18 protein-coding genes and 5 pseudogenes are annotated in these 22,881 nt (G+C 68.5%); 8 read left to right on the plus strand and 15 right to left on the minus strand.

All coding sequences use genetic code 11. The features are described 5' to 3' along the window. Nucleotides 1-52: 52 nt before the first annotated feature. The 7 genes from FRAQA3DRAFT_RS10595 to FRAQA3DRAFT_RS10625 all read right to left on the minus strand — a co-directional run bounded on the left by FRAQA3DRAFT_RS10595 (nucleotide 53) and on the right by FRAQA3DRAFT_RS10625 (nucleotide 9,305). On the minus strand, nucleotides 53-517 hold the full coding sequence (locus tag FRAQA3DRAFT_RS10595) for a hypothetical protein (RefSeq protein ID WP_009739050.1): 465 nt from the start codon (nucleotides 515-517) through the stop codon (nucleotides 53-55). Between the two features lie 337 nt (nucleotides 518-854). Continuing rightward, nucleotides 855-2,306: a protein kinase gene (locus FRAQA3DRAFT_RS10600; protein ID WP_198287067.1), complete on the minus strand. Its 1,452-nt coding sequence runs from the start codon at nucleotides 2,304-2,306 to the stop codon at nucleotides 855-857. A gap of 185 nt (nucleotides 2,307-2,491) precedes the next feature. Then, complete coding sequence (locus FRAQA3DRAFT_RS10605) at nucleotides 2,492-3,403, minus strand: tetratricopeptide repeat protein (protein ID WP_009739052.1); 912 nt, start codon at nucleotides 3,401-3,403, stop codon at nucleotides 2,492-2,494. A 71-nt stretch (nucleotides 3,404-3,474) separates the two neighbouring features. After that, entirely contained in the window at nucleotides 3,475-7,425 is a 3,951-nt protein-coding gene (locus tag FRAQA3DRAFT_RS10610; RefSeq protein WP_083873572.1) for a WD40 repeat domain-containing serine/threonine protein kinase, read from the minus strand. Nucleotides 7,426-8,247: 822 nt separating this feature from the next. Then, nucleotides 8,248-8,478 carry a hypothetical protein gene (locus FRAQA3DRAFT_RS10615; protein ID WP_009739054.1) on the minus strand — a complete coding sequence of 77 codons (231 nt, stop codon included), beginning with the start codon at nucleotides 8,476-8,478 and terminating at the stop codon, nucleotides 8,248-8,250. A gap of 289 nt (nucleotides 8,479-8,767) precedes the next feature. Continuing rightward, nucleotides 8,768-9,064 carry a helix-turn-helix domain-containing protein gene (locus tag FRAQA3DRAFT_RS10620; RefSeq protein ID WP_009739055.1) on the minus strand — a complete coding sequence of 99 codons (297 nt, stop codon included), beginning with the start codon at nucleotides 9,062-9,064 and terminating at the stop codon, nucleotides 8,768-8,770. Then, nucleotides 9,057-9,305 (minus strand): type II toxin-antitoxin system RelE/ParE family toxin, encoded by a 249-nt coding sequence (locus tag FRAQA3DRAFT_RS10625; RefSeq protein WP_035920824.1) that lies wholly within the window; start codon nucleotides 9,303-9,305, stop codon nucleotides 9,057-9,059. Before FRAQA3DRAFT_RS10625 ends, FRAQA3DRAFT_RS10620 begins: the two co-directional genes overlap by 8 nt. Between FRAQA3DRAFT_RS10625 and FRAQA3DRAFT_RS10630 the strand changes: the two genes are divergently transcribed. Together FRAQA3DRAFT_RS10630 and FRAQA3DRAFT_RS10640 are read left to right on the plus strand one after the other, a co-directional pair. After that, the gene (locus tag FRAQA3DRAFT_RS10630; RefSeq protein ID WP_009739056.1) at nucleotides 9,246-9,914 is read left to right on the plus strand and encodes a thiopeptide-type bacteriocin biosynthesis protein; all 669 of its coding nucleotides are present in this window, start codon (nucleotides 9,246-9,248) and stop codon (nucleotides 9,912-9,914) included. The genes FRAQA3DRAFT_RS10625 and FRAQA3DRAFT_RS10630 overlap by 60 nt on opposite strands. Before the next feature lie 274 nt (nucleotides 9,915-10,188). Further along, nucleotides 10,189-11,365: pseudogene (locus FRAQA3DRAFT_RS10640) on the plus strand (IS3 family transposase). 46 nt (nucleotides 11,366-11,411) lie between these two features. On the opposite strand, the pseudogene FRAQA3DRAFT_RS10645 reads toward FRAQA3DRAFT_RS10640, so the two are convergent. From FRAQA3DRAFT_RS10645 to FRAQA3DRAFT_RS10655, 3 genes and pseudogenes are all read right to left on the minus strand, one after another. Continuing rightward, nucleotides 11,412-12,268: pseudogene (locus tag FRAQA3DRAFT_RS10645) on the minus strand (ABC transporter permease). Next, entirely contained in the window at nucleotides 12,265-13,212 is a 948-nt protein-coding gene (locus FRAQA3DRAFT_RS10650) for a daunorubicin resistance protein DrrA family ABC transporter ATP-binding protein (protein ID WP_009739058.1), read from the minus strand. Before FRAQA3DRAFT_RS10650 ends, FRAQA3DRAFT_RS10645 begins: the two are co-directional and overlap by 4 nt. A gap of 11 nt (nucleotides 13,213-13,223) precedes the next feature. Continuing rightward, complete coding sequence (locus FRAQA3DRAFT_RS10655; protein WP_009739059.1) at nucleotides 13,224-13,841, minus strand: class I SAM-dependent methyltransferase; 618 nt, start codon at nucleotides 13,839-13,841, stop codon at nucleotides 13,224-13,226. On the opposite strand from FRAQA3DRAFT_RS10655, the gene FRAQA3DRAFT_RS10660 reads away from it, so the two are divergent. The 3 genes from FRAQA3DRAFT_RS10660 (at nucleotide 13,827) to FRAQA3DRAFT_RS34885 (ending at nucleotide 15,813) form a co-directional block, all read left to right on the plus strand. After that, a complete protein-coding gene (locus FRAQA3DRAFT_RS10660; RefSeq protein WP_232292000.1) occupies nucleotides 13,827-14,774 on the plus strand; it encodes a helix-turn-helix transcriptional regulator in 948 nt (315 codons plus the stop codon). The two genes, FRAQA3DRAFT_RS10655 and FRAQA3DRAFT_RS10660, sit on opposite strands and share 15 nt — an antisense overlap. Nucleotides 14,775-15,352: 578 nt before the next feature. Then, on the plus strand, nucleotides 15,353-15,649 hold the full coding sequence (locus tag FRAQA3DRAFT_RS34880; protein ID WP_157467279.1) for a hypothetical protein: 297 nt from the start codon (nucleotides 15,353-15,355) through the stop codon (nucleotides 15,647-15,649). Further along, the gene (locus tag FRAQA3DRAFT_RS34885) at nucleotides 15,628-15,813 is read left to right on the plus strand and encodes a hypothetical protein (protein WP_009739062.1); all 186 of its coding nucleotides are present in this window, start codon (nucleotides 15,628-15,630) and stop codon (nucleotides 15,811-15,813) included. The genes FRAQA3DRAFT_RS34880 and FRAQA3DRAFT_RS34885 overlap by 22 nt, the downstream gene beginning before the upstream one ends. A gap of 32 nt (nucleotides 15,814-15,845) precedes the next feature. Here FRAQA3DRAFT_RS34885 and FRAQA3DRAFT_RS35935 read toward each other — a convergent pair whose 3' ends face one another. After that, nucleotides 15,846-16,049, minus strand: coding sequence for a DUF6011 domain-containing protein (locus FRAQA3DRAFT_RS35935; RefSeq protein ID WP_035920832.1), 204 nt, complete (start codon nucleotides 16,047-16,049; stop codon nucleotides 15,846-15,848). A gap of 434 nt (nucleotides 16,050-16,483) precedes the next feature. Here FRAQA3DRAFT_RS35935 and FRAQA3DRAFT_RS10675 point away from each other — a divergent pair, with 434 nt between their 5' ends. After that, nucleotides 16,484-17,062: a YdeI family protein gene (locus FRAQA3DRAFT_RS10675; RefSeq protein ID WP_009739063.1), complete on the plus strand. Its 579-nt coding sequence runs from the start codon at nucleotides 16,484-16,486 to the stop codon at nucleotides 17,060-17,062. A gap of 169 nt (nucleotides 17,063-17,231) precedes the next feature. Here the strand turns inward: FRAQA3DRAFT_RS10675 and FRAQA3DRAFT_RS10680 are convergent, their stop codons facing one another. The 3 genes and pseudogenes from FRAQA3DRAFT_RS10680 to FRAQA3DRAFT_RS38675 all read right to left on the minus strand — a co-directional run bounded on the left by FRAQA3DRAFT_RS10680 (nucleotide 17,232) and on the right by FRAQA3DRAFT_RS38675 (nucleotide 20,239). Continuing rightward, nucleotides 17,232-19,163 (minus strand): acyltransferase domain-containing protein, encoded by a 1,932-nt coding sequence (locus tag FRAQA3DRAFT_RS10680; RefSeq protein WP_009739064.1) that lies wholly within the window; start codon nucleotides 19,161-19,163, stop codon nucleotides 17,232-17,234. A 62-nt stretch (nucleotides 19,164-19,225) separates the two neighbouring features. Then, nucleotides 19,226-19,804 (minus strand): DUF2867 domain-containing protein, encoded by a 579-nt coding sequence (locus FRAQA3DRAFT_RS10685; protein ID WP_009739065.1) that lies wholly within the window; start codon nucleotides 19,802-19,804, stop codon nucleotides 19,226-19,228. Nucleotides 19,805-19,876: 72 nt separating this feature from the next. Continuing rightward, a pseudogene (locus tag FRAQA3DRAFT_RS38675) lies at nucleotides 19,877-20,239 on the minus strand (cytochrome P450). 146 nt (nucleotides 20,240-20,385) lie between these two features. Here FRAQA3DRAFT_RS38675 and FRAQA3DRAFT_RS10690 point away from each other — a divergent pair. Both FRAQA3DRAFT_RS10690 and FRAQA3DRAFT_RS10695 read left to right on the plus strand, forming a co-directional pair. Beyond that, nucleotides 20,386-21,503 (plus strand): annotated as a pseudogene (locus tag FRAQA3DRAFT_RS10690) (IS4 family transposase). Nucleotides 21,504-21,807: 304 nt separating this feature from the next. Continuing rightward, the gene (locus tag FRAQA3DRAFT_RS10695) at nucleotides 21,808-22,356 is read left to right on the plus strand and encodes a hypothetical protein (protein ID WP_157467281.1); all 549 of its coding nucleotides are present in this window, start codon (nucleotides 21,808-21,810) and stop codon (nucleotides 22,354-22,356) included. A gap of 131 nt (nucleotides 22,357-22,487) precedes the next feature. Here the strand turns inward: FRAQA3DRAFT_RS10695 and FRAQA3DRAFT_RS10700 are convergent. After that, a pseudogene (locus FRAQA3DRAFT_RS10700) lies at nucleotides 22,488-22,673 on the minus strand (response regulator transcription factor); the annotation flags it as partial. Between the last annotated feature and the right edge of the window lie 208 nt (nucleotides 22,674-22,881).

Consider the following 22,881-nt stretch of genomic DNA (forward strand, 5'->3'; position numbering starts at 1 on the left):
GTCGGCCTCACCCCCGGCCTGTCCAGTGGCCACAACCCCTACGACGGGATCGTCACGATTCGCATCTTCTCTGTTTCAGAATGCCGTGTCGGTTCGTCACCTGCCCGGCGATCCCCGCATCCTCCCGCGGGGCATCGCAGGGAGGCACAGGCCGAACGGGGAGAACGGTACCCGCAGATCGGGGTGAGGGTTGGGGCATGGGGATGGGCCCGTCGCCGAGGACCCAGCTCAGCACGGCGGTATGACCGGCCGCCGCCGCGCGCACGTCGGTCCAGCCCCAGGTCAGCAGTCCACGTCGCAACCCGTGCACCATGGTCCGGAAGATCAACGGTCGGCCGTGGCTACCCGTGTCGTCGCTGGTCATCCCGGTCCAGAAGGTGTGGACCTGCACGCCGGTCCCCGCCACCACCACCGCATCCAACGCGACGTGGCCGTAACCGCACCGGCCGGACAACGTCTCCCACGCCGGCCTGCTCACCAGCTGGCCGGCCCTGTCGAAGTAGCGGGTGGTGGGCACCGACACCTCCAGACTGCCCGATATATCCGAATAGTCGCATGCTTTACGGCTCGTGCGCACTACTCCCTATCGGGTACCCCTGACGGCTCCCGTCCGCGGTAGATGTCGACCATGCGCTGGCGGTGCGCCGCAGCAGGGCATACGGCCACCGGTCAGCACGGAGACCGCGACCCTCATCGAACGGCTCGCGACCGAGAACACGACATGGCGGCAGTTCCTACGCACCGTTCTGGCCGAGTACACGCGGCACTACAACACACGCCGCCCGGTGCAAAAAGGTGCGCCTTGCTTGGCATGCCAGCGGCGCCTCGTGGTGACGCGGCGGCCGTAGGCGCGTTCAGCCTGGTGGCAGGGCCTGCTCCAGCGCCTGTCGGAGTTCTACCGCCGACTGGAAGCCGATCGCGGGCTGGTCCCGTAGAGCATGGTCGATCACGTCCGCCAACGCGGTCGGAATGGCGGGGTTGCGCTGCCGGATCGGCACCGCCTCGGTCTGGAGTACCACGTGCCAAGGGTCGCGGCGGACCGGGAAGTCGCGAGGAAGGGCACCGGTAAGCATCCAGTAGAGGCTGGCCGCGAGCGCCCACACGTCGACGTCAGGCTTCGCGTGCTTGAAGTTCAGGACCTGCTGGCGTGGCATGAACCAGGGTTTGCCCGCGGCGGCGCCGGTACGGGTCAGACCGCTGAGGCCCGCCTCGTCGAAGGCCTTCGCGAGGCCGAAGTCGCAGATCTTCGCCACCGGCGACCTCTCTCCGGTCAGCAGGATGTTCTGTGGGCTGAGGTCGCGGTGCACCACCTTCAGACCATGCGCGTGGTCCAGCCCATCGAGCGCCTGCAGCGCAAGCGACACCGCCTCGTCGACCGCGAGCTTGCCGCCGCGGCGCGCCACCAGCTTGTCGACACTGCCTCCAGGGCAGTACTCGACGGTGAAGTAGAAGGCGCCGCGCACGCTTCCGGCGTCGTACAACGAGGCGATGTTCCGGTGCCGGAGGGCACGGCTCAGGTCGATCTCACGCATGAACCGTGCCCGCGCGTCGGGACGGGAGGCGACCCTGGGCAGCATCATCTTCAGGGCCACGGACTTGCCGGTGACGTCGTTTCGTGCGAGGAAGACGGCGCCCATCCCGCCGCGGCCGAGCTCGCGCACGAGCGTGTACGTCGCGGTCGGCGCACGGTCGCCCTCGCTGACCTTGCGGAGTAGGAACCGGGCGAATTCCACCAGATCGGTGGAGTGGCACGACTCGCACAGTCCGCCGCCGCGCTGATCGCCGTGCAGCTCACGGCCACAGCCGGCACAGCGCGAGCCGTCCTCCGGCGTCGGCCCCACGGACGGCTGTTCCGGTCCGGCGCCGGACGGCACCGCACGGCAGGCCCGGCACTGGTCCTTCCCGCCGGCCTTGTAACCGTTCGCGCTGGCCTCCACCAGCATCGATCGCCCGCAGTCGTCACAGCGCAGCCGAATGGCCACGGCGAACACGGTGTTCCCGAGCTTGATTTTATCACCGTGGGTGAGGTCGTGCTCGGAGAAGGGTGTCGCTGCCGCTTCCTCTGGGGTCTGACCCGCCTGCCGCTGACCGATCTTGACTCCGTTGACGTAGGTGCCGTTCAGGCTCCCGAAGTCGCGAATCCGGATGTCCGGAGGGTTGATGTCCACCAGGCAGTGATGCCGGGAGACAGTGCGGTGGTCAGCGTCGTCCGGCAGTACGGGCGAGCAGTCAGGCGCCCGGCCAAGAATGCAGGTGGTGCGCTCGGCGTAGGCGTACTCCCGTTCCATCAACGCGCCCGCCGTCACCGTCAGGACGACCGTCGCCGAAATCGCTGCCTCCCTTCCCTACCTGTCTGTGGACGTGACGCACGATGCCGAGAACGGCGCACGGCGATGATCGGAACCCGTCATGCTGATGGTAATGCGGCGCCGATCGGGATGAGTGCGCTCGGACAGGCGCGGCCGCTTGAGATGCCAGCACCGCCCGCCTGCTAAGCCCCGGATCGGCGAAGGATCTCCTCTTCGATCCGCCTGGCCAGCCGGGCTTCCTCGACGCGTCCGAGCCGTTCGAGTGCGAGGGCCTTCACCTTGTAGTTCAAGGGGAAATCGGGACCGGAGTCGATGGCGATGTCGACCGCGGCGAGGCACTCCTGGTCTCGCCCGAAATTAACCAAGATCATAGCCTTCGTTCCGAACGCTCTCGACCGGGCATAGCCGACCTGACCGACGTATAGTTTTCCCTGCTCGATCGCTATAGCCTGGTCGACCACCCGAAGCGCTTCCTCGTACCGGCCGAGAGTGTTGAGGATTGAGGCCCTCTCGAGCTGTGCCAGCAGGAACCGCGGTTCGACGGCCACCGCCATCTCGTAGGCGGCCAGAGCCGGCCCCGGCTGCTGGTGCCCGAGCGTCCAGCCTTTCTCCAGCATCGCCTCGATGTTCAGCGGATCGATCAAAATTGCCATGTCGAAGGCGGCGACCGCGTCCGGATTGCGGCCGAGGTCCCGTAGCGCCCGGCCCTTCAGCGTGTGCGCCGCGGCAAATTTCGGACGGAGGGCGATCGCCTTGTCGAGCACCGCTACCACCAGCTCGTTGGCTCCGTCCTCCCGGTGCTTCGCCGCTTCGTTGTACCGCAGGACGGCCTCCGGGTGACGCGACTTTCCCTGCCGCTCCCACCCCTGGCCGTCGACGAGTTCACCGGTGCACCGTCGGCACCGGACCGTTCCCCGGGGCCTGTCCCGCGCCGCCGGCGCGCAGCGGTCGCAGAAGTGGGCCCTGCAGTCCATGCACACCGAGTAGACAATGGAGAATTCGTCCGGGTTCTCCAGCGCGGTCGGGTTGCCGCCCGGGATGACAGAGATGGAGATCGACCTCGGGCAGCCGTAGCCGCCACAGAACAGCAGCATGTCGCGTCCTCCAGATGTGTTGTCCCGGCTGAGCAGACAGGGACCCGAGCGATCCCGGTCTCCCAGCGCTGCTAGTCGTCGGGAAGATCCGGCCTATGCCGTCTTCTTCCACGCAGTCCGAGCCTCCGGCCGCGATCATTCGGACCGTGGCCCGGCAGGCCCGAACCGCCCGCGGGCGGGCCCGGACCTTCCGCATTCCTCACGGCGGCCGCGCGTGCGAGCTCCGCGCGGACACCGTCAGGACGCAGCCAGCCCAGACCCGCTGCCTGCAGGCCGTCCAGCAGGCTATGGACGTCGTCGTCCGTCCAGGACACGTCGATCCACCGGTGACGTTCCAGGAAGGCATCCACATACGGGCGGGCGTCCTCGTCCCAGTCAGCCGGCGGCGGGAACTCGTAGTCCCACGCCAGCTGCCACACCTTCGCCTTCTTGTCCTCGCCGAGCGACAACACCGTGCGCGCGTCGGAGCCGCATCGCACCGACAGCACGCTGCCGGTGTGCGCCGCCAGGCTGCGCAGGCAGCGCCCGGCCGCCAGGTCCCAGACCCGGATGGTCCCGTCAGCCCCGCCGGTCAGGGCGAACCGGCCGTCCGGCGTCAGCACCAGCGAGGTCACCGCGCCGGTATGGCCGGTGAGCACGTGCATGGGACGCTTCACCGCGGCCAGATCCCACACTGTCAGCGTGCCTTCGAGGCCCGCCGAGCAGCCAAGCCGCCCGTCCGGCGTCATCACGACCCTGCCGAGCTTCTCCGGCCCGGACAGCAGCAGGGTCTCGAGACGGCCGGTGAGCGGGTCGAACATGCGCAGACTGTTCCCGAGGCTGCTGATGCTCAGCCCGATCCGACTGTCACGACTGATCCTGGTGGAGTGAGCACTGACTTCCCAGCAGGGTGTGGTCTGCAGCAGCCGTCCTCGTTCCAGGTCCCACACCTGCGCGAAGTGGAGACTGTCGTAGTAGCCGCCGGTCAGCTCGAACTCGTGGGAGATCAGAATGCGGCTGTCGGTGCTGACCGCAAGCGCGGTGACGAACCTGTCGGCCTCCCGGAGCGTGCGCAGGCACCGTTGCGTCGCCAGGTCCCACACCTTGATCGTGCCATCCAGGCAGCCGGCGATCGCAAGCCGTCCGTCGACGCTCAGGACGACCGCCTCCACCGAGTCAGGGTGGTCGCCGAGGGCGACCCGGCATTCGCCTGACTGTGCGTCCCACAGCTGGAGGTAGCCGTCCCTGTTCCCGGTCAGCACCGACCGGCTGTCCGGGCTGAACACCGCGCACCGGAACGGGGGTCCGTACGTGGACAGCGTCTGGTGGACCTCGCCTGTCGCCGTGTCCTGGATCCGCAAGCTGAAGCCGTGCCGGGTCAGCGCGAACCGGCCGTCCGGGCTCAGCGCGAACCCGTTCTCCAGCAGCGGAGAGAAGCTTCTCGTGCTGCCGGCCGGGATGGACAGCCCGGCACTCAGGTCATCGGGAGCCTCGGCGAGGTCGCGCAGATGCCAGGCACTGAGCAGCCCGACGCGCCGGCCGTGCCGGCCTACCTTCGCCCACTGGTCGAGAAGGTCGAGTTCGTATTCGTATCCCGGGGTGTCGCGAGCCCTGCGCAGCTCGTCCGCGGCCGCCTCCCACCGCCCTCGCCGGGCGAGCCGTTGCGACCTCGCCATGGCGATGGCGACGACCTCGGCGTCGCGGGACATCTCGGTGGCCGGCCTCGGCCTCGCGTAGCTCCACGGCGACGGCGGCCCGACCGCGCCCGCCGTCCAGAGGCGCAGATCCGAGTTCCCCAGGGAGATCCCGGACCGGCCGTCCGCGCTCAGCGCGATGTGGTGGCTGGTGAACGGCATCGTCCTGAGGCATCGGGGTACCGCGAGGTCCCACACTTCCGTCCCGGCCGCGCTGCCGCACACCGCCTGACGGCCGTCAGCGCTGACAGCGCCGAATTCGCGGTCAAGCTCGAGCTCGCGTTCCGCGCGCATGGTCTCGGTGTTCCAGACCTGCATCACGCCCTTGCCGGTCACCAGCGCGCGACGCCCCCCGACGCCGACCACGGCGTCCTGATGGAAGAGCTGAACCGAATGTTCGAGATGACCGGTGCGCAGGTCCCAGACTCGCAGCCGCCGGGTCGGGCGGTCCCAGTTGACGACCCGGCGACCCTGGTCGGTGACCGTGACCGACTCGCCGAAACTCGTCACCGACGGGCGTTCCTGCCGCAGCGTCCGGACAAGCCGCCCAGCGGCGGTCTCCCACACGAGGATCCTGCCATCGTCCGCCAGCGACACCAGCACCGCACCGTCCGGGCTGACGGACACGGACCTGACCGAACCCGTGTGGCCGGTCAACCGGTGCAGCAGCCGGCCAGACGGCACATTCCAGACCATGACGACCTGGTCCACTCCCCCGGATGCCAGTAGTCGGCCGTCCCCGCTCAGCGCCACCGTCTCCACGCTGCGGTCGTGACCGCGCAGGACCTGCAGACACTGGCCGGTGGCGACATCCCATACCCGGATGTCGACCTGAGCGCCCTTCGATCGGGGCGGCCTGGCCCCTTCCCGGTCGGCGGACGCGGCGATCCTGCCGTCTTCACTCATTGCGACCACCGCCACCCAGTTGCCGTGGCCGGTGAGCACCTCGGGCTGACGCGGCTTCGGCATCCGCCGTGCGCGCGCCAGTGCGGTGTCCACCTCCGCGACTCCCACCGTGGATCCCGCGTCGTCGCCGTCGCCTGACCGCCTGGCCGCCGCCTCGAACAGCGGGATCGCACTGTCCGGATCATTGCGCTCCAGGTGCACGCATCCGAGCAGGTAGTCGTCGCCCCAGGCCTGCTGGCGGCGGTGCCCTGTCCGCACATCCTCGAGCTCGGCGACGAGCTGTGCGTCGGAGCCGAGGCCCGCGCGCCACCGGTGCAGGCCTCGGTTGTAGATGGCGGGCGCGTGGTGCGGGTCGGCCTGCAGGGCCTGCGCCCACAGCGCCTCGGCCTGCTCGGGATGGCCGAGGTCGAGCATCGACAACGCCTGGTTGGACAGGCCGTCGGCGAGCAGGTGCACGCCGGACGGCCGGGCTCGCGGGTAGGTCTCGCCGGTGACCCGCTGGTAGATGCCGATCAGCTCGTCGGCGAGCTCGTCCATCCCCGAGGGACGGGCCGCGGGCTGTTCCTGGAAGCAGCGTCGCAGCAGGCTGACGAGCTCGGGGGGAAGCGCCGGCAGCTCCGGGGCCGCCGGTGGCTGCTTGACGAACGCCTCGAACACCTCGCCCGCGACCTGACCGAACCTCGTCAACGGTTCTCCGGCGAACAGTTCGACCACGCTCACCGCCCACGACCAGACGTCCGTCGCACGGCTCACCCGGACGTACCGGCCTGCCGCCGCGTCCGCCTGCTCCGGAGAGCAGTAGGCAGGGGTGCGGCCGGCGAAGGTGGCCAGCACGGTCCCGCCGACCGGCATCGCCTGTCCGGCCGCGTTCGCCCGCTCGCCGGCCAGAACACGCGCCTTGGCCAGACCGAAGTCGGTGACCTTGGCGGTTCCGTCCCGGGCCAGCATCACGTTGGCCGGCTTCACGTCCTGGTGAACCAGCCCGTGCTGGTGGGCGTGGGCCAGCCCCCACGCAAACTGGATCGCAACGTCGAGGACGCGGCGCAGGGCCGCCGACGGCCCACCCCGGTAGATCCGCCGGTTCCGTACCGCATCGGCGAGGCTGCCGCCGTCCACCCACTCGGCGAACACATGCGGCACACCGTCGAGTCGACGGACATAGGCGCAGCTGACGACGTGCGGATGCAGGCCGAGGCCGACCCATGCCTCGGCCTCGGCCTCGAAAGCGACCCGGCCACGTTCCGAGGCGACGAACTCCGGGCGCGGTGTCTTGACCGCCAGGTCGATGTTCCAGCCACGGTGCCGGACCTTGTACACCAGGCCCATCCCGCCAGTCCGGACGACATCGACAACGTCGTAGAGACGGAGCACAACCTCGCCGACACGCCACGTGCGGGCTGACCCGCCGGCCGTGAAGTTCCGGCCGCGTTGCGCATCAACCATGCGCGAATTCTGTCACGAAGAATCCGACTTAACCTCCCGCAATGGAGTCCAGAACACGACACCGCGCATCGCCGTCCTCCTCGGCCCGCTGGCGCGGAACCCATCATGTTGTCGCCGCTCAGCGCGATGTGTTGGAGGGGTGGACGCGTCGGCAAGGCCACGCACTAGTTACAGATTGTGATGGACCTTGCGTACCACAATCCGACTATTTGATCTTGAATCAAGGTCCTGAAATCACCGTCCGACCGGTCTCCGCACGACACCCGGCCAGGGGCGATGCCCGGCGACCGCCCGGCCGGCGGCGTCAGCGACCGAGTCGAACACACGTTCCGCACACCTGGTAGGTCCGGAGCCTGCGGGCTGTCTGGTGACCGCGATCGTGGGGTCGCGCTCAGGCTGAGGCCGCTCGGCGCCGACGTCGGCGACCGCGCCGTCGGTCGCACGTGTCCTGTCCAGGCGCAGATGGCGAACAGCGTGCGCGCCGAGCTGGGCGTCGCCAGATGGGTCCGGACGGCTGGCCGCCGAGTTGTCCAGAATTACCTGGCGGCTTGAACGGCTGCGGAGGTCCTCCCGCCGGTCAGGATGGTTGTCGTGCTGCTCGGATCGGGCTTATGACTGACCGGCTGGTGAGGACGGGTCGAAGGTGTTGGTGGCTGAGAAGGGCGTGGCGGGGGTCGCGGTCACGCGCGAACCAGTGGACTCGATTGCCGTGTCCGCGCAGCATTGCTCGGTTTGTCGCGTTGACGCGGCTGGGACGGCGAATACGCGCGGGGGTGAAGAGGGCCGGCGGTCGGATGGGAAGCTGGCCGCCGTCGGTCTGGATCAGCGTATGACCGGGTCGGTGGGTGGCTGGTCGTCATCAGGCTGGGGAGGCTGGTAGGGGTAGTAATTGGGCTGGCTGATGCGGCGGCCGATCTCTGCGGCGACATGCTGCTGTCGGTGCGTGTTCTCGGTGACGACCTGGCGCCAGTTGGTCGAGGTGAGGATTGCGGCGATGTCGACCGCTTCGGGGTAGATGGCGGCGAAGAGTCTGGATAGGCTGAACGTGGTCAACGCACCACAATAAGAACCCTTTGATCTTGGTTCAGGGACCCGAAATCACTGTCCGACCGGTCTCCACGAGGCTCCTGGTCAGGGACGAGGTCCCGTGAGTCTCCGGTCGACAACATCATCCATCGAGTCGAACCCGCGTTCCGCGGGTCTGGTGGGTCCGGACGCCCGCCCTGGCCCGCCTGGTGACCATAATCGTGGCCGGGTCTCACTCGCCGCATGCAGCTGGCCCGGCGAGGCGGGCGGAAAACTACCGGCTCACGTGCGGGCGAGCGGCATGCCAGGACACCCGCTACGCCGCTGAACGGGGGATGACTCGGACGTCGAGGTCGGCGTCGAGAGCCTCGGCGAGCCGTTCCAGCACAGGCAATGTCGGTACGGTGCCACCGGCCTCGAACCACGCCACCGCCGACTGCGTCATGCCCGCCGCGCGGGCCAGTTCGGCCTGACTCCAGGCGCGCCGCTGGCGCAGCTCCCGCACCGATCTACCCAGCTCAAATGCCAGCCTGGCTGCCTGGTAGGCCTCGCGCGCGCCCGGCTCGTCCATCCGGCGTTCCCTCAGCCCCGCCCAGCCCGCCCGCTCAGCCATCGCCGTCACCCCCCTCGTCCTCACTCACCGTGTGCGGCCCTGTCGGGCAGCGTGCCAGCGCGCGCCTCGCCCTGGACACCTCGGCGACCTCCCTCATCCGCGACTTGGCAAACACCGTCAGAAGCACCACCCTCCGACCCGGCGCGATCCAGTAGGTCACCCGGATCGCCCGGCCCTCCAGATGAAACCGCAGCTCCCGCAGCTTGCCGTCGAGCTGCCGCGTGTACGGGGGCCGAACCATCCGACCCGTGCGACTGCCCTCAGCGCGTGGGCCGCGACGCTGGCCAGGACCGGCGCCGCCGGGCAGGTGGCGTTCGATACCTATTTCCCGGAAGCGGGCCGCTACGGTGCCGACGCGGCTCTCGCGGCCGCCGAGGCCGTTTTCTGCGCCGACACCACCGCCGCGATCATCTCGCTGCGCCAGCCACCGGCCGGCCTGCATCGCGACACCGTCGTGGCGTTGTCGATGCTCGACATCGCCGCCGCCTTCCTCGGCGGCATGCGCCCGGCCGCCGACTATCTGACCGCACGGGTCATCGCCAAACCGCAGACCATCGATCACCGGATCGTCGGCGAGACCACCCGGCTGGCCCGCCACGGCGTACCCCGCGACCTGCCGCACCTACTCGGCGACCTCGCCGATGCCTGGGCGGCCCGTGCTAAGGCTCTGATTGTCTACCGTGCGGCGTTACCCGGCCAGATGGACACCGTGACGGTCGCGGGGTCCCTGTTGCACCTCTCCTACAATCGGCACCGCGGGATCAACCGGGACCACGAGGCTGCCTGCCTTCGGCTGGCCCGCGGCGCCGCGCTCGCCTGGCGCACCTCCCACCAGGCGGCACCCGCATGAGCGCGCCCGTTCACTACCGGCCGATGATTCCGGCCCGTTCCGTTCCCGGCGGAGAAACCGGCGGACATGGGCGGAGGACGGGCCTGCCGGACTCGCAACCGGACCGACGCGCCGCTGTTCGCGCCCCCTGCTCCGATCAACGGTGTCCCCTGCTGCATCCCTCGCGACCAACTCTCCCTCCGACAAGGACACGTTGATGACCACTTGAGGTGGTCCCCGTTCTTCGGACAGTGATCCCTATGTGGGATAATCGATCCGTGGGCGGAGGAGATCAATGAGTCAGTCGCGAAGGCGGTTCACGCCCGAGTACAAGGACGAGGCCGTGAAACTCGTCATCGATTCGGGTCGGCCGGTGTCGGCGATCGCGAAGGATCTCGGCATCAACGAGGGAACCCTGGGGAGTTGGGTCGCCACCTGGCGCCGCGCCCACCAGCACGAAGAAGAGCCGCTGTCGTTGTCCGAACGCGCACGGTTGAAGGAGCTGGAGAAGGAGAACCGGGAACTCCGGATGGAGCGCGAGTTCCCCTCGAAAACGGCAGCCTTCTTCGCGCAACGCCATCAGTGACCGACAAGTACGAGCTGATCGCCGTGGAGAAGGACACCTACCCGATACGCAAAATGTGCCAGCGGCTCGTGGTGTCCACGTCTGGGTTCTACGACTGGTACCGCCGGCCGGTGCCGCCCAGGACCCGCCGGCGCACCACCCTGGACACCCAGGTACGGGCGTTGTTCACCGCGTCCCGCCAGACCTACGGCGCGCGGCGGATCGCCGCAGCCCTGACCGCGTCGGGCCAGCCCACCTCGGTCCGCCTCGCCCGGCGGATCATGCGCCGGGCCAGGCTGAAGCCCTGCCAGCCCAGGGCCTACCGGCGCACCACCATCCCCGGCCAGGCCCCCGCGCCCGCCGACCTCCTCCGCCGCGACTTCACCGCCACCCGGCCCGACGCCAAGCTCGTCGGGGACATCACCTACATCCGCACGGGCGAAGGATGGCTGTATCTCGCCACCGTCATCGACCTGTACTCCAGCAAAGTCATCGGCTGGTCGATGGCGAACCACATGCGCACCGACCTCATCATCGACGCGTTCACCATGGCCACCTCCCGCACCGCCCTCACACCCGACGCGATCTTTCATTCCGACCGCGGCGCGCAAACACGTCCGACGCCTACCAGCGCATCCTGACACGGCACGGCGTGCGACCTTCCGCCGGCGCCACCGGCGTGTGCTGGGACAATTCCGCCACCGAATCCTTCTTCGGCACCCTGAAAAACGAACTCTTCCACCGGGAAAACTATCCCACCCGCCGCGCCGCCCGCACCGCGATCACCGAATACATCGAAGTCTTCTACAACCGGCAGCGACTCCACTCCACCCTCGGCTACCACACCCCGGAACACATCGAGCACCTCTACCTGACGAGGCAAACATCGATACCAGAGGCGGCATAACGCTGATATAGTCCAACTATCGTGTGTCCGTGGAACGAGCAGCACCTCAGTCCTTGGTGCGCCGGCCGTACAGAACGGCGGCGAGCGACGCGCAGATTCCTATGATCGCGAACGACCAGATGAGTGCGGCGGCGAGCGGGTGCTGCATCGGCCAGGCGTCGAGTCCGCTGGAGGGGTTGGGGTTTCCGAGCAGGTCGCGAGCGGCCGCGGTGACGGCGCTGACCGGATTCCAGTTGGCGACGGTCTCCAGCCAACCCGGCATGCCCTGGGTGGGAACCATGGCGTTGGAGACGATGGCGAGCGGAAACAACAGAACCAGACCGAGACTCTGCGCGCTCTCCGGCCCCTCGGCGACCATGCCGATGCAGGCCGTCATCCATGACAGCGCATAGGTGAACAACAGCGGGATGGCGAGTCCCGCCACCGTCGATCCCGGCGACGCGTCCGGGCGCCAGCCGATCGCGAGACCCGTGACCAGACCACAGCCAGGCAGACGATGTACGACAGGAGGTCGGTGAACGAGCGTGCCACCAGGACGGTGGCACGCCACATCGGCAGCGTGCGGAAGCGGTCGATGACGCCGGTGGTCAGGTCCGTACTCAGGCCCACTGCCGTCCCGCTCGTCGCAGTGGTGAGGTTGAGCGCGAGCAGCCCGGCGAGCGCGAAATCCTGGTAGCTGCCGCCCGGGATCGTCACGCCGCTGCCGAACACGTAGACGAACAGCAGGCTGAACACGACCGGCTGGATGGTGACGTCCGACAGCTGCAGCGGCTCGCGAGCCACGTGCACAAGGTTACGGTGAGTGAGCGCCGACACTTCGCGACTCAGGCGCCGAAGGGCGTTGCCGGGGTCGACCGCGCCGAGCGCGCTGGTCGGGACCGCGACGCTTTGGCTGGACGTCATGCGGAGACCACCGTTCGGTCGGAGTCGACCGGCGTGCCGGTCAGGGCCTGGAACACGTCGTCCAACGACGGCGGCTGGACGGCGACGTCGTCGACGAGGACTCCGGCCTGGTCCAACGCCCGGACGACCGCGGTAGCCAGACCCGCGCCCCCCTCGACGGCGGCCCGCAGCCGCCGACCGTCCTGACTGGCCTCGACCGTCCCCGTCACGAGCGGTCCCAAAGCCCGCGCTGCCGCGCCGTGTGCGCAGCTGAGTGTCACCTCCAGGCGCGCGCCGCCGGTGGTGCTCTTCAGCTCGCGGGGAGTGCCGGCGGCGATGACGCGGCCGTGGTCGATGACGACGATCTGGTCCGCCAAGGTGTCGGCCTCGTCGAGGTACTGCGTGGTGAGCAGGACGGTCGTGCCCTCCTGCACGAGCTCGCGCACGACGTCCCACATCCGCTGCCGACTCACCGGGTCCAGGCCCGTGGTCGGTTCGTCGAGGAACAGCACGGGCGGACGTGCCACCAGCCCCGCGGCCAGGTCGAGGCGGCGACGTGTCCCGCCCGAGTACCCCTTCACCGCCCGGTTCGCGACGTGCCCGAGTTCGAAGCGTTCCAGCAGCTCGGCCGCTCTCGCCGCCGCACGGGAGCGCGGCAGGCCGCTCAGACTGGCGAGCATCATCAGGTTCTGGCGTGCGGTCAGCGCCTGGTCGACGGTCGCGTCCTGGGCGGTCACCCCGATCCGGCGCCGGACCTCGCCCGGATCGGCGCGTACGTCCCACCCCGCGACACGGGCCGACCCGCTGTCCGGCCGAGTCAGCGTCGTCAGTACCCGGACGGTCGTCGACTTGCCGGCGCCGTTGGGGCCCAGCACGCCGAGCACGGTTCCCTGGGCGATGGCCAGCGAGACGCCGGCCAGCGCCTGGGTTTCCCCGTAGCGTTTCGTCAGGCCCTCGGCCTCGATGACCGGCGTACTTACGCGGCACCGCCGTGCCCGGAGGCCGGGCGGCCAGCGCCCGGTGCCGCCTCGGGCTTGCGGGCGTCGAAACGGATCTGGTGCGGTCCGGCCGCGGTGACGGTCACGGCGGTGAAACCGGCGGCGTGAAGGCGCTCGCCCAACGTCTCGGGTTCGAGCGGCACGAAGATGTCGTCGACGTGAGCGCCCCGAACCAGATCGGTGTCCGCCGAGTCGACCCCGACCAGCGGCGCGCCAGGGCGCAGCACCCGGTGCAGCTCGGCGAACAGCTGGTCCTGGGCCTGAGGGGACGGCATGTGGTGCAGCATCGAGAAGCAGGTCGCGGCGGAGAACCGGCCTGGCGGCAATTCCACCTCCGTCGCGTCACCGGAGATCACCACCACGTTCGTCCCCATGAGCCGCTCGGCCAGGGCCGCGGCGAGACCGCTGTCGATTTCGACGGCGGTGACCAATGCGCAGCGTTCCCGGAGCACATCGGTCGTCAGACCCGGGCCAGGGCCGATCTCGAGGACGTCGTCGCCCAGTTCGGCGACCGTCTCGAGCCAGGGCAGCAGGTCGGTTCGCAGTGCCGCCGCCCATTCGGGGCTCGCCAGGTAGTCCAGATGCCCCTGGTTCACAGCGCCACGGCCCAACTGGAATCGGTGTCGCTGGAATCGGCGTCGTCAGATCCGGTCAGGAACAAAAATGTCATGCCAGTATTGATACTGTTCTCAACTATGACCGTCGCCGCACTATCGGCCGATGATGCGCCTTTCGCGGCCACTGCCACGATGATCTCGCCACGCTCCACCACGTCAGTGGCTGCCGGGACGTACCCCTACACCGCCGTCGACCTCACGACCGACTGGCACGTCCACGATCTTCATCAGATCGAGTACGCGATCGAAGGCGTGGTCCAGGTCGAGACCTCGACCACCCGTTACGTGCTGCCACCCCAGCGAGCGGTCTGGATCCCAGCGGGTCTGGCCCACCGGACGACGATCAAGAAGGTCAGCACGGTCTCGGTGTTCTTCGAGCCCGAAACCGTCACCGAAGCCGGCGAGCGTGCCCGCGTGCTCGCGATCGAACCCGTCCTGCGGGAGATGATCAGATACGCCGTCCGCTGGCCGATCGACCGTGAGTGCAGCGATCCCGCGGCGGACCTCTTCTTCCGCGCCATGGCGACCCTGGTGGCAGGCTGGCTGGAGCACGAGGTGCCCTTCCATCTGCCGACCAGCAACGATCCGGTCGTCGCCGCGGCCATGCGCTACACCGACAGCCACCTGCGCACGGTCGGCATCGCCGACGTCTGCGCGGCCGCCGCCGTCTCCGAACGGACGCTGCGGCGTCGGTTCGCCACCGAGACCGCCATGACATGGCGGCAGTACCTGCTCACCAGCCGGCTGCTCCGGGCCATGACGATGCTGGCCGAGACCGAGGGCACCGTGTTGCGCATCGCCACCGACGTCGGTTTCGCGAGCCCCAGCGCGTTCGCTCGCGCCTTCACCGCTTACACCGGCCAGTCCCCCAGCGACTACCGCCATCACGTACGGGAAGGATCACGCCCCTGACAATCGGAGACCGGCTGCTGTCCGCGCAAGCAGCTGCGCGACCTTCGGCACGGGTCGGCGTCGATCCTGCTCGGCAAGGGAGTCGACGTCACGATCTCGTCGAAGAGGCCTGGTCGCTCTTCGACATCGGTGCCGGGGAGCCTGTACGCGCATCTGCTGCGCTCGACGGGCACGGGGCGGCCAGGACGGTGTCGGCGGCCATCCCCCGAGCAAGCCGTTCTGGGGACCAACCGGGTACCACCACTCAGGGACCTTTCCCGACGGGATCACCGTCATCTGTTTCCGCTGGTAAGAGCGTGTCTCAGGTGGGGTGTGCGAGGCGTCGAGCAGCAGCGTGATGGCGGTGGCCCGCGTCGAGCGCGGGGAGAGTCGGGTCTGGGGCAGGCCCGCGTGGCGGGCGAGTTGGCGAACCTTGCGCCACACCGCCGGCCGGTCCAGGCGCCGCCCGGTTGACGTGGCAAACAGCGGCCCGTCGACTCGGCCGTCGAGGTAGACATCGATGGCGTGCCCGGTAGCGGGGGCGAGCACGACGACCGCCGCCTTCACGCCTTTGCCGACGCCGACCATACGATGTCCGGGTGACGGGGGACGTACGGCAGGGGCTGGAGCCTTGGGACGTTGAGGACGGGGTGCCGGGTCCACGGGCGCGGCGGTATTGCGATGTGCCCGGGCCAGATGAAGTGGTGCCGCGCCGGCTCGCCGACCTTGGGATCCTGGCGTATACGGCCGAGGCCACCGAGGAGTTCATCGCTTGTTTCATCCCGACCGTGCTGTATCCGGGAGACGAGGAGTACGACGCATACTCCCGGCGACTGCCGGCCGTGGTGGTCGCCGAGGCTCTGCCCGAGCGGCGATGGTGGCGAAGGAGAACGTGATGCACCGGAACGATGATCAGGGGTCGGATGACGAGTTGCCGGACAGGTTCGAGCGGTTCGTCGGTGGCCCGGGTGAAAGCATCGCGTACGGCCCGGACGGCAAGCCGTGGAAGCCCGGCGACCCGATCCCTCCTCCGAAGAACGAGCCGACGCCGGACGAGTGACGCGGTCTGGGTTGTGAAGGCTGGCCGGGCCGTCATGCTGCCGCCCGGCCGTCGTCGCCGAATTCCAGGGGCATCTGGCCGGTTGTCCTCGCGGCCGTGGCGGCGAGGGCTTCGAGGGTCGCCGGATGCAGCACGCGGGAACAGCCGGGGCCGATGCCGAATGCTCGGGACGGAGCAGAGTTCAGGGGGCGACCGCAGCGCCGGCAGGTGACGCCGGCCTTGATGGTGGTGGTCATTCGTGCACGCCCTTTCGGACGGGAACGATGGTGGATGGCTGGACGGCTGGCAACAGGAACGAGGTCAGGTCAGTCCCCCGTAGATGACCTTTGGGTGGATGTCGTAGACGGGAGATGAGGGCCGGCCGCCTTTGCGCGGAGGTTCCGGCCGCCTACGAATCCACCCCATCTCCGAACCTCGCCATGAAAGAGATCATGGCCGGCGGACGGCTTTCTCGGTCAGCTTCATTCAGTCGGCGTGGGAAGCTCACGCCCGGCAAGACATCCCACTCGATGGTAGAAGTCCGTACCTCCGCACGGTCATCCACACAGGCGGCTCCGCCGGGCTCGCTCCAGCCGACAGCCGACCGGATTTCCCGCTTCGGCGGCCGAGCCCCGGCGCACGTCACAAGCCGGGTAGCGTCGGCCGCAACAGCGATCTCCCGGGAGGGGTCTTGTCCAGTAGCCCGGAGCCCAAGGCCACGTACTTCACGGATTCCGACGAATGGCGCAGCTGGCTGGAGGCGAATCACGAGACGGCGGGCGAGGCGTGGGTCGGCTTCTACCAGAAGGGAGCAGACAAGACCGGCATCACGTGGGCCCAGGCGGTCGACGAGGCATTGTGCGTGGGGTGGATCGACGGCAGGCGCCAGAGGGTGGATGAGCAGTATTACGTCATCCGGTTCACGCGGCGCAAGCCCGGCAACGTGTGGAGCGACGTGAACCGCAGGCGTGTGGCGGAGCTGCGCGCCGAGGGGCGGAGGCGGCCCGCCGGGGAGAAGGCGCTCCAGGATCGGTCCGAGGCGAAGGCCGGGTCGTATTCCTACGAGCAGGACAGGGACTCTGTCGCCTTCGAGCCCGACCCGGAGAAGCGGCTGAAGGCCGACGACTTGGCGTGGACCTTCTTCCAGGGCCAGCCCGCCTCTTACCGCAGGGCCGCCATCTGGTGGGTGACCAGCGCCAAGAAGGACCAGACCCGGGCCAACCCTATCCGTCAGCATGAGGTGAGTCAGGCAGCAGCTATCATCTTGTGACCTGGGCGAGGTAGGGAGAGGAAGATCGTGGCGATGGCGGTGTCGGCTGGGCGTGGCCTGGTCGATGATGTCCGTAGTGCTCGGCCGCCGCGCGCCCAGCGGAGGTCAAACACGCCGTCTTCGCTGGGTCGCGATGGGGATGGGGAACGCTGGCGGGCAATCAGTGCCTTCACCAGCGCCACGGGCGAGGGAAGCACCGCGGTATGCACCGGCGGCCTATGCGTCGTCGCCCAGCAAGGCCTACGCGGGCCCCGAACAGGGACGATGCTCGGTGATCGTGCCGATCAGAACATTGTCCACGGAGGAGAGCAAGCGTTCCGAACGCCTGGCGGTCCGGGCCGCCGGGCAGCTCCAGCGAGGCCATCGTGCCGCTGCCGGACAGGCCAACGGCTATCGCCCGGCTGCGAGCCACCGCCAGGCGCAGGCCGTCGGCGAGGGAGATGATGCCGGCCGCGCAGGCGGCCGCGAGCTCACCCTGGGAGTGGCCCACGATCGCGGACGGCACGACACCCGCCGAGCGCCACACGTCGGCCGACGACACCATGACCGCGAACAGCGCCGGCTGCACTACGTCGACCCGGGTCAGCGCCTCCTCGTCGGCGAGGACCGCCCGCAGCGACCAGTCGACCAGCCCGGACAGCTCCTGCGCGCACTCGGCCATGCGGGCCGCGAACACCGGCGAGACGTCCCACAGTCGCAGCGCCATGCCGACCCACTGCGAGCCCTGGCCAGGGAACACCCACACCACGCCCGAGGCGGCAGCCGAGGCCGCGCCGGTCGCACCGCCTGTCACGACGCTCGCCGCGGGCAGGTCGTTGGCCAGCGCCTCCAGGCCTCGGAGCAGCTCGTCGCGGTCTTCGGCGACGACCACGCCACGGTGGCCGAGCAGGGAGCGGGTGGTGACCATGGAGTAGCCGACGTCGTCGACTCCCAGCTCCTCGTTGGCTCTCAGCCAGTCGCGCAGCCGGGATGCCTGGGCGCGCAGCGCCGCTGCGGAACCCGCGGACACCACGACCGGCACCGCGCGGGCCGGCCGCTCTCGCTCACCCGGGTCCGATGCCGGCTCGGGCGGTGCGCCGACCACAAGATGGCAGTTGGCGCCGCCGACGCCGAACGAGCTGACACCCGCGAGTGCCGGCCCGCCCCCCGGCCAGGCCCGCGCCGCCATGTTCACCGCCAGGTTCCACTCGACCAGCGGGATCGACGGGTGTGGCTCGGCGAAGTTCAGGCTCGCCGGGATCAGGCCGTGCCGTACCGATAGCGCGACCTTGATCAGAACGGCCGCGCCGGCCGCCGCGTCGAGGTGCCCGATGTTCGTCTTCACCGAGCCGACCAGCAGCGGCCGCCCCGCCGGCCGGCTCGCGCCGAGCACCCTGCCCAGAGCGCGGGCTTCCACCGGATCGCCCGCCCGGGTGCCGGTGCCGTGCAGCTCGACGTACTGGACCTGCCCGGGCTCGACGCCAGCCTGCCGGTAAGCGGCGCTCAGCAGGGCATGTTGCGCGTCGGTGTCGGGAACGGTCAGCGCCTGGCTCGCGCCGTCGTGATTCACCGCGCCGCCGAGCAGCAGGCAGTAGATCGGGTCGCCATCGGCGAGCGCGTCGGCGGCCCGTTTGAGCACGACGACTCCGCCCCCCTCGCCGCGCTCGACGGCCTTCCACAGCGACCAGTGCGCGTCCCGGTCGAATACGAAGACGACATCCCGATTGACCATCGCAAGGCCCGGCATGAACTGGTGCGTGCCGGCCATCGCGTTGGCGAAACCGATGTTCGCGACCGTGCCGGTGGCGAAGCTGATCGCCGCCTCCTTGCCCAGGTACGCGGCGACGGTCCGTTCCATGTCGACGTGCGCAGGGGTAATGCCCTGGATGACCCGGGTGCCACCGCTGCCGACTCCGTATTTCCTGGGCGCGTCGATGAGGCAGTTCATCACGTCGTCGCGGCGCTGGAGGTTGAGCAGATTCACCGAGGCGAAGTTCGAGATGAGCGTGTCGGTGCCGTGCTGGGCGCCCGGGATCACCCCGGAAACCGGCACGTCACCGACTCCCATCGCGCGGATACCCGCGGCGAACTTGTCAAAGTTCCAGCCCGGCACTTCTGTCACAGTGTGCCGCCTTGTCCTCGTTACCCACACTCCCGGTGGATAACAGCTGGCACCAGCCGCAATCAGGTATAGCGTGGCCAGTGCTTGCCGATCGACCGGATCAGCTGCGGATAGACAATTCTGTAGCGGATCGGCTTGATTCCGATCATGTAGAACTTCCCGAAGGCGCCGTTTGGCTTCACCAACGCCGTCATCTGCCCGTGGTAGCCGCCCTTGCCGTCCTCGACCCAGCCGACGTGCATGAGCGCATGCACCGTCCGGTTGGCGATCTCCGACACCCACTCCGTGTGGGTCAGGTACACCGAGCGGAACGGGACGTCGGAGAAGTCCGGGCCGCGGTCCCCGGCCTGCAGATCCTCGGGCAGCCGATCGCGCAGGCTGACGACACGCTTGTTCACGCCCTTGTCCTCGCCGTCCCAGCCGAAGATTCGGCCGAGCCTCCACCGAATCGCGAACAGGACCTTCGTCGCCCGGTCCGAGATCTCGTCGGTGCCCGGGGCGGTGAATCCCCGGGCGAATCGGGCCAGATCATCCGGCCCGCCCGGAGTGGGCAGCGACCACACATCCTCCACCACAAAGTCACCGGCGAATTCGTGAATTCGCCACGGGCGGTCGATGAACTCGGAGTTGAGGATTCTCATGAAAGTGTTCTCCTCACCGGGTGAATAACCTGTTCACCGGCGATTATACGGCCGCGCAAGTCCTGGTGGGGGTCAGCCGGCCACCGGTTCGGCGACGGGCCGAGGGCGTTTCGTGCGCGGAGTGAGGCGCAGCCGCGCGCCAGGCTTGGGGGTCATCGTCACCGTCCGGCTTGTCGGCGCCTCCGGGCGCGGGTTCGGGCGGTGCAGCTCACACGTCGAAAGCACCTCCCGGAGCACCTCCTTTGTCTCGACGATCGCGATCCGATCGCCGAGGCAGCGGGTGTGGCCGCCGCCGAACGGAATCTACGTGTACGCACCGGGCCGCATGTCGAGGAAGCGTTCCGGGCGGAAGACGTCGGGATCCGGGTAGACCTCGGGATCTGTGTGCAGCAGATGGCCGCTTGCCCACAGCTGGTCTCCCGGTTCGTACCCAATGCCGCTCGATTAGCTGAATCGATGCAGGGTCAATTCTGACACGCCAATGGTCTGCCAGGATTTGACCACAGGTCTCCGTATGTACGTTGGTGTATGTCCAACGGCCACCGGTCGATGGTTGATCCCTGGGTCGATAGAATGCGAGCGTGGCGCGCCTTTCTGACGCATGCGAACTGCCCGCGGTCGGCGGTGACCGGTTGACGGATAGGATCTCGATTGGCGTTCTCGCGCGGATTGTTCCGCGGGACGTGATCGACGAGGTGCTCGCCGAGACGAGGCGGACCGAAAAGCGGACGAGGCTGCTGCCCGCGAGAGTCGTTGTCTATTTCACGATGGCGATGTGCCTGTTCTTCGATGATGACTATGAGGAGGTGATGCGTCGACTCGTCGGAACGCTGCGGTGGCTCGGGTCGCGCCGGCTCATGGCCGTCGACGGCTTCTTCCTCGATGTCGCGGACACCGCCGAGAACGCGGCCAGGTTCGGCAGATCTACGAACGGGCCGAAATCCGCCGCCTACCCCCAGGTGCAGGTCGTCGCGATAGCGGAATGCGGTACGCATGCTGTCGTCGCTGCTGCCATCGGGGGTGTAACAGCGATGAACGGTCATTGGCAGCACCACTGCTCGACGGCTGTGAACCAGGGATGCTGCTGACCGCCGACCGTAATTTCTACAGTTTCACACTATGGCACCAGGCACTTGCCACCGGCGCGGACCTGCTCTGGCGAGTGAACTCACTGCTTACGCTACCAGTCATCAAAGCGCTACCCGACGGCTCCTACCTGTCCCTGCTGGTCGACCCGAAAATTCCTGTGGCCAGACGCGGCCCCCTCGTCACTGCGGCCCGATCAGGAAAGCCACCAGACCCCGCCAAAGCGCGAGCAGTCCGGGTCGTCGAATATTCGATAGAAGGCCACGGCGGAAACGGAACCGGAGAACTCGTCTGCCTGGTTACTACTATCCTCGACCATACCGACGCCGCCGCAATCGAACTCGCAACCGCCTACCATGAACGCTGGGAAATCGAGAACACCTTCGACGAGATCAAAACCCATCAACGCGGCGAAAAACGTGTCCTGCGCTCCAAACTCCCCGGGCTCGTCGAGCAGGAAATATGAGTGCTCCTACTCAGCCACTACGCCCTACGAACCCTCATGGTCGAAGCCGCCGATGAAACCGACGTCGACCCCGACCGGCTCTCGTTCATGAGAACGCTACGCGTCATCCGCCGCCAGGTCACCGACCAGGCGGATTTTTCCCCCTGAGCGCCACGCGAACGCCCTCCGACAGACCTACATCGAAATTCTTGAACGTCCGACACCTGATCGCCGTCACCGCGCCTACCCGCGCGCTGTTCGACGAACCCGTGACAACGGCTACCGCGCTAAACGACCAACAGACGGCGAGACCCGCCTCACAACTCCTTCCAAGATCATACTGGCGCGGACCGCCTAACTAAGCGGCATTGGGCTCGAACCACAGACGCCAGGGCACGGGCGGCGCCGGAGGCAAGGGGCATCGTCCAACTTTTCCGTGCCGCCTGGGACGGGCGGCCAGTTCGATCCGGACATGCTCCGTCAGCTCATGGATCGCGGTCAGCTCAGGGACCGCGGTCAGCTCAGGGATCGCGGTCAGCTCATGGACCGCGTCGGCGTTGATCCCGACAACTTCGCGGCTTTGATCGATCTCGCGGCGGTTGCGGTAGCCCGGATGCCGTGGCGTGACGGTCCGATCGAGGACTGGCATGCTGGCCCCGACAGCCGGCTCGGCGACGTGGAGATGATGCACGCGAACGCGGCCACCACCCGCCTCGCGCGCGACCTTCTGGCCGCGCACCTGCCTGGCTCTGAGCCGGCCGGGAAAACCGCCCTTCACGGTGCCGGAGACGTATTCCCGGCCATCGCGTTCCCGGCCATCGCGGATGCCCTGACGGACCCGGATCGTCCAATGCCCGATGGGCGGCGGCTCACCGAGATCGCCCTGGACCGCCCCAGCCTGCAGCGGTACCAGCGTTCGGTGCGGACGTGGTGGCGCCGGTGGGCTGCCATCACCGATCGGGCATCACCGATCGGGTCGGTATGCACGCGGTGCTGCTGTTCCTGGCGTCCTGGACGCTGACGACCAGCCGGCACTGGTGGCTGGGCCCCGACTGGCCCGCGATCGTCGACTGGTGTTCCCGTTCAGGTGCGGCACGCACTCCCTCCTCGGGCTCCGGCTTGAGGGCTTCGGCCTGGGGCGTCGCGTTCCGGCGGGTCCTGCACACCTGCCCCGGACAGCTGGCGGGTGGCCTCCAGTCCGTCCATCACCGGCATGCGGATGTCCATGAGTACCACGGTGGCAGCTCGCTGCCGGGCGAGGGCGACAGCCTGCCTGCCGTCCTCCGCCTCGCCGACGACGTCGATGTCGGGTTCGCCGTCGAGCAGCCATCTGGTCAACGGCTTACACCTACCGGCAGCTGCGACGAGGCGGGCAGGAAGGAGAACAGGAAGCGCGCAGCTGGTACGGCCAGGTGGAGCTCCCCGAACGCCGCCGCGGGAACGACACTCGCCCCCGTCCGCCAAGGCGACACAGACGGCATGGCCATGCTCCGCAAGCAGGCCACCGCGCCGAGGAACGTGGCGCGGCGGCGCGGCTCCGGCCGGC

It is taken from the genome of Frankia sp. QA3 (genome assembly GCF_000262465.1).
In the GTDB taxonomy this organism is placed as follows: domain Bacteria; phylum Actinomycetota; class Actinomycetes; order Frankiales; family Frankiaceae; genus Frankia.

Excerpts from the sequence above, each read along its gene's own strand:
- FRAQA3DRAFT_RS10660 (WP_232292000.1), top strand. The coding sequence starts at position 13,827 with ATGCCCCTGGTTCACAGCGCCACGGCCCAACTGGAATCGGTGTCGCTG.
- FRAQA3DRAFT_RS10620 (WP_009739055.1), bottom strand. The coding sequence starts at position 9,064 with ATGGCTGAGCGGGCGGGCTGGGCGGGGCTGAGGGAACGCCGGATGGAC.
- FRAQA3DRAFT_RS10630 (WP_009739056.1), top strand. The coding sequence starts at position 9,246 with ATGAAACCGCAGCTCCCGCAGCTTGCCGTCGAGCTGCCGCGTGTACGG.
- FRAQA3DRAFT_RS10695 (WP_157467281.1), top strand. The coding sequence starts at position 21,808 with ATGCTCCGTCAGCTCATGGATCGCGGTCAGCTCAGGGACCGCGGTCAG.
- FRAQA3DRAFT_RS10625 (WP_035920824.1), bottom strand. The coding sequence starts at position 9,305 with ATGGTTCGGCCCCCGTACACGCGGCAGCTCGACGGCAAGCTGCGGGAG.
- FRAQA3DRAFT_RS34885 (WP_009739062.1), top strand. The coding sequence starts at position 15,628 with ATGGTGGCGAAGGAGAACGTGATGCACCGGAACGATGATCAGGGGTCG.
- FRAQA3DRAFT_RS35935 (WP_035920832.1), bottom strand. The coding sequence starts at position 16,049 with ATGACCACCACCATCAAGGCCGGCGTCACCTGCCGGCGCTGCGGTCGC.
- FRAQA3DRAFT_RS10685 (WP_009739065.1), bottom strand. The coding sequence starts at position 19,804 with ATGAGAATCCTCAACTCCGAGTTCATCGACCGCCCGTGGCGAATTCAC.
- FRAQA3DRAFT_RS10610 (WP_083873572.1), bottom strand. The coding sequence starts at position 7,425 with ATGGTTGATGCGCAACGCGGCCGGAACTTCACGGCCGGCGGGTCAGCC.
- FRAQA3DRAFT_RS10605 (WP_009739052.1), bottom strand. The coding sequence starts at position 3,403 with ATGCTGCTGTTCTGTGGCGGCTACGGCTGCCCGAGGTCGATCTCCATC.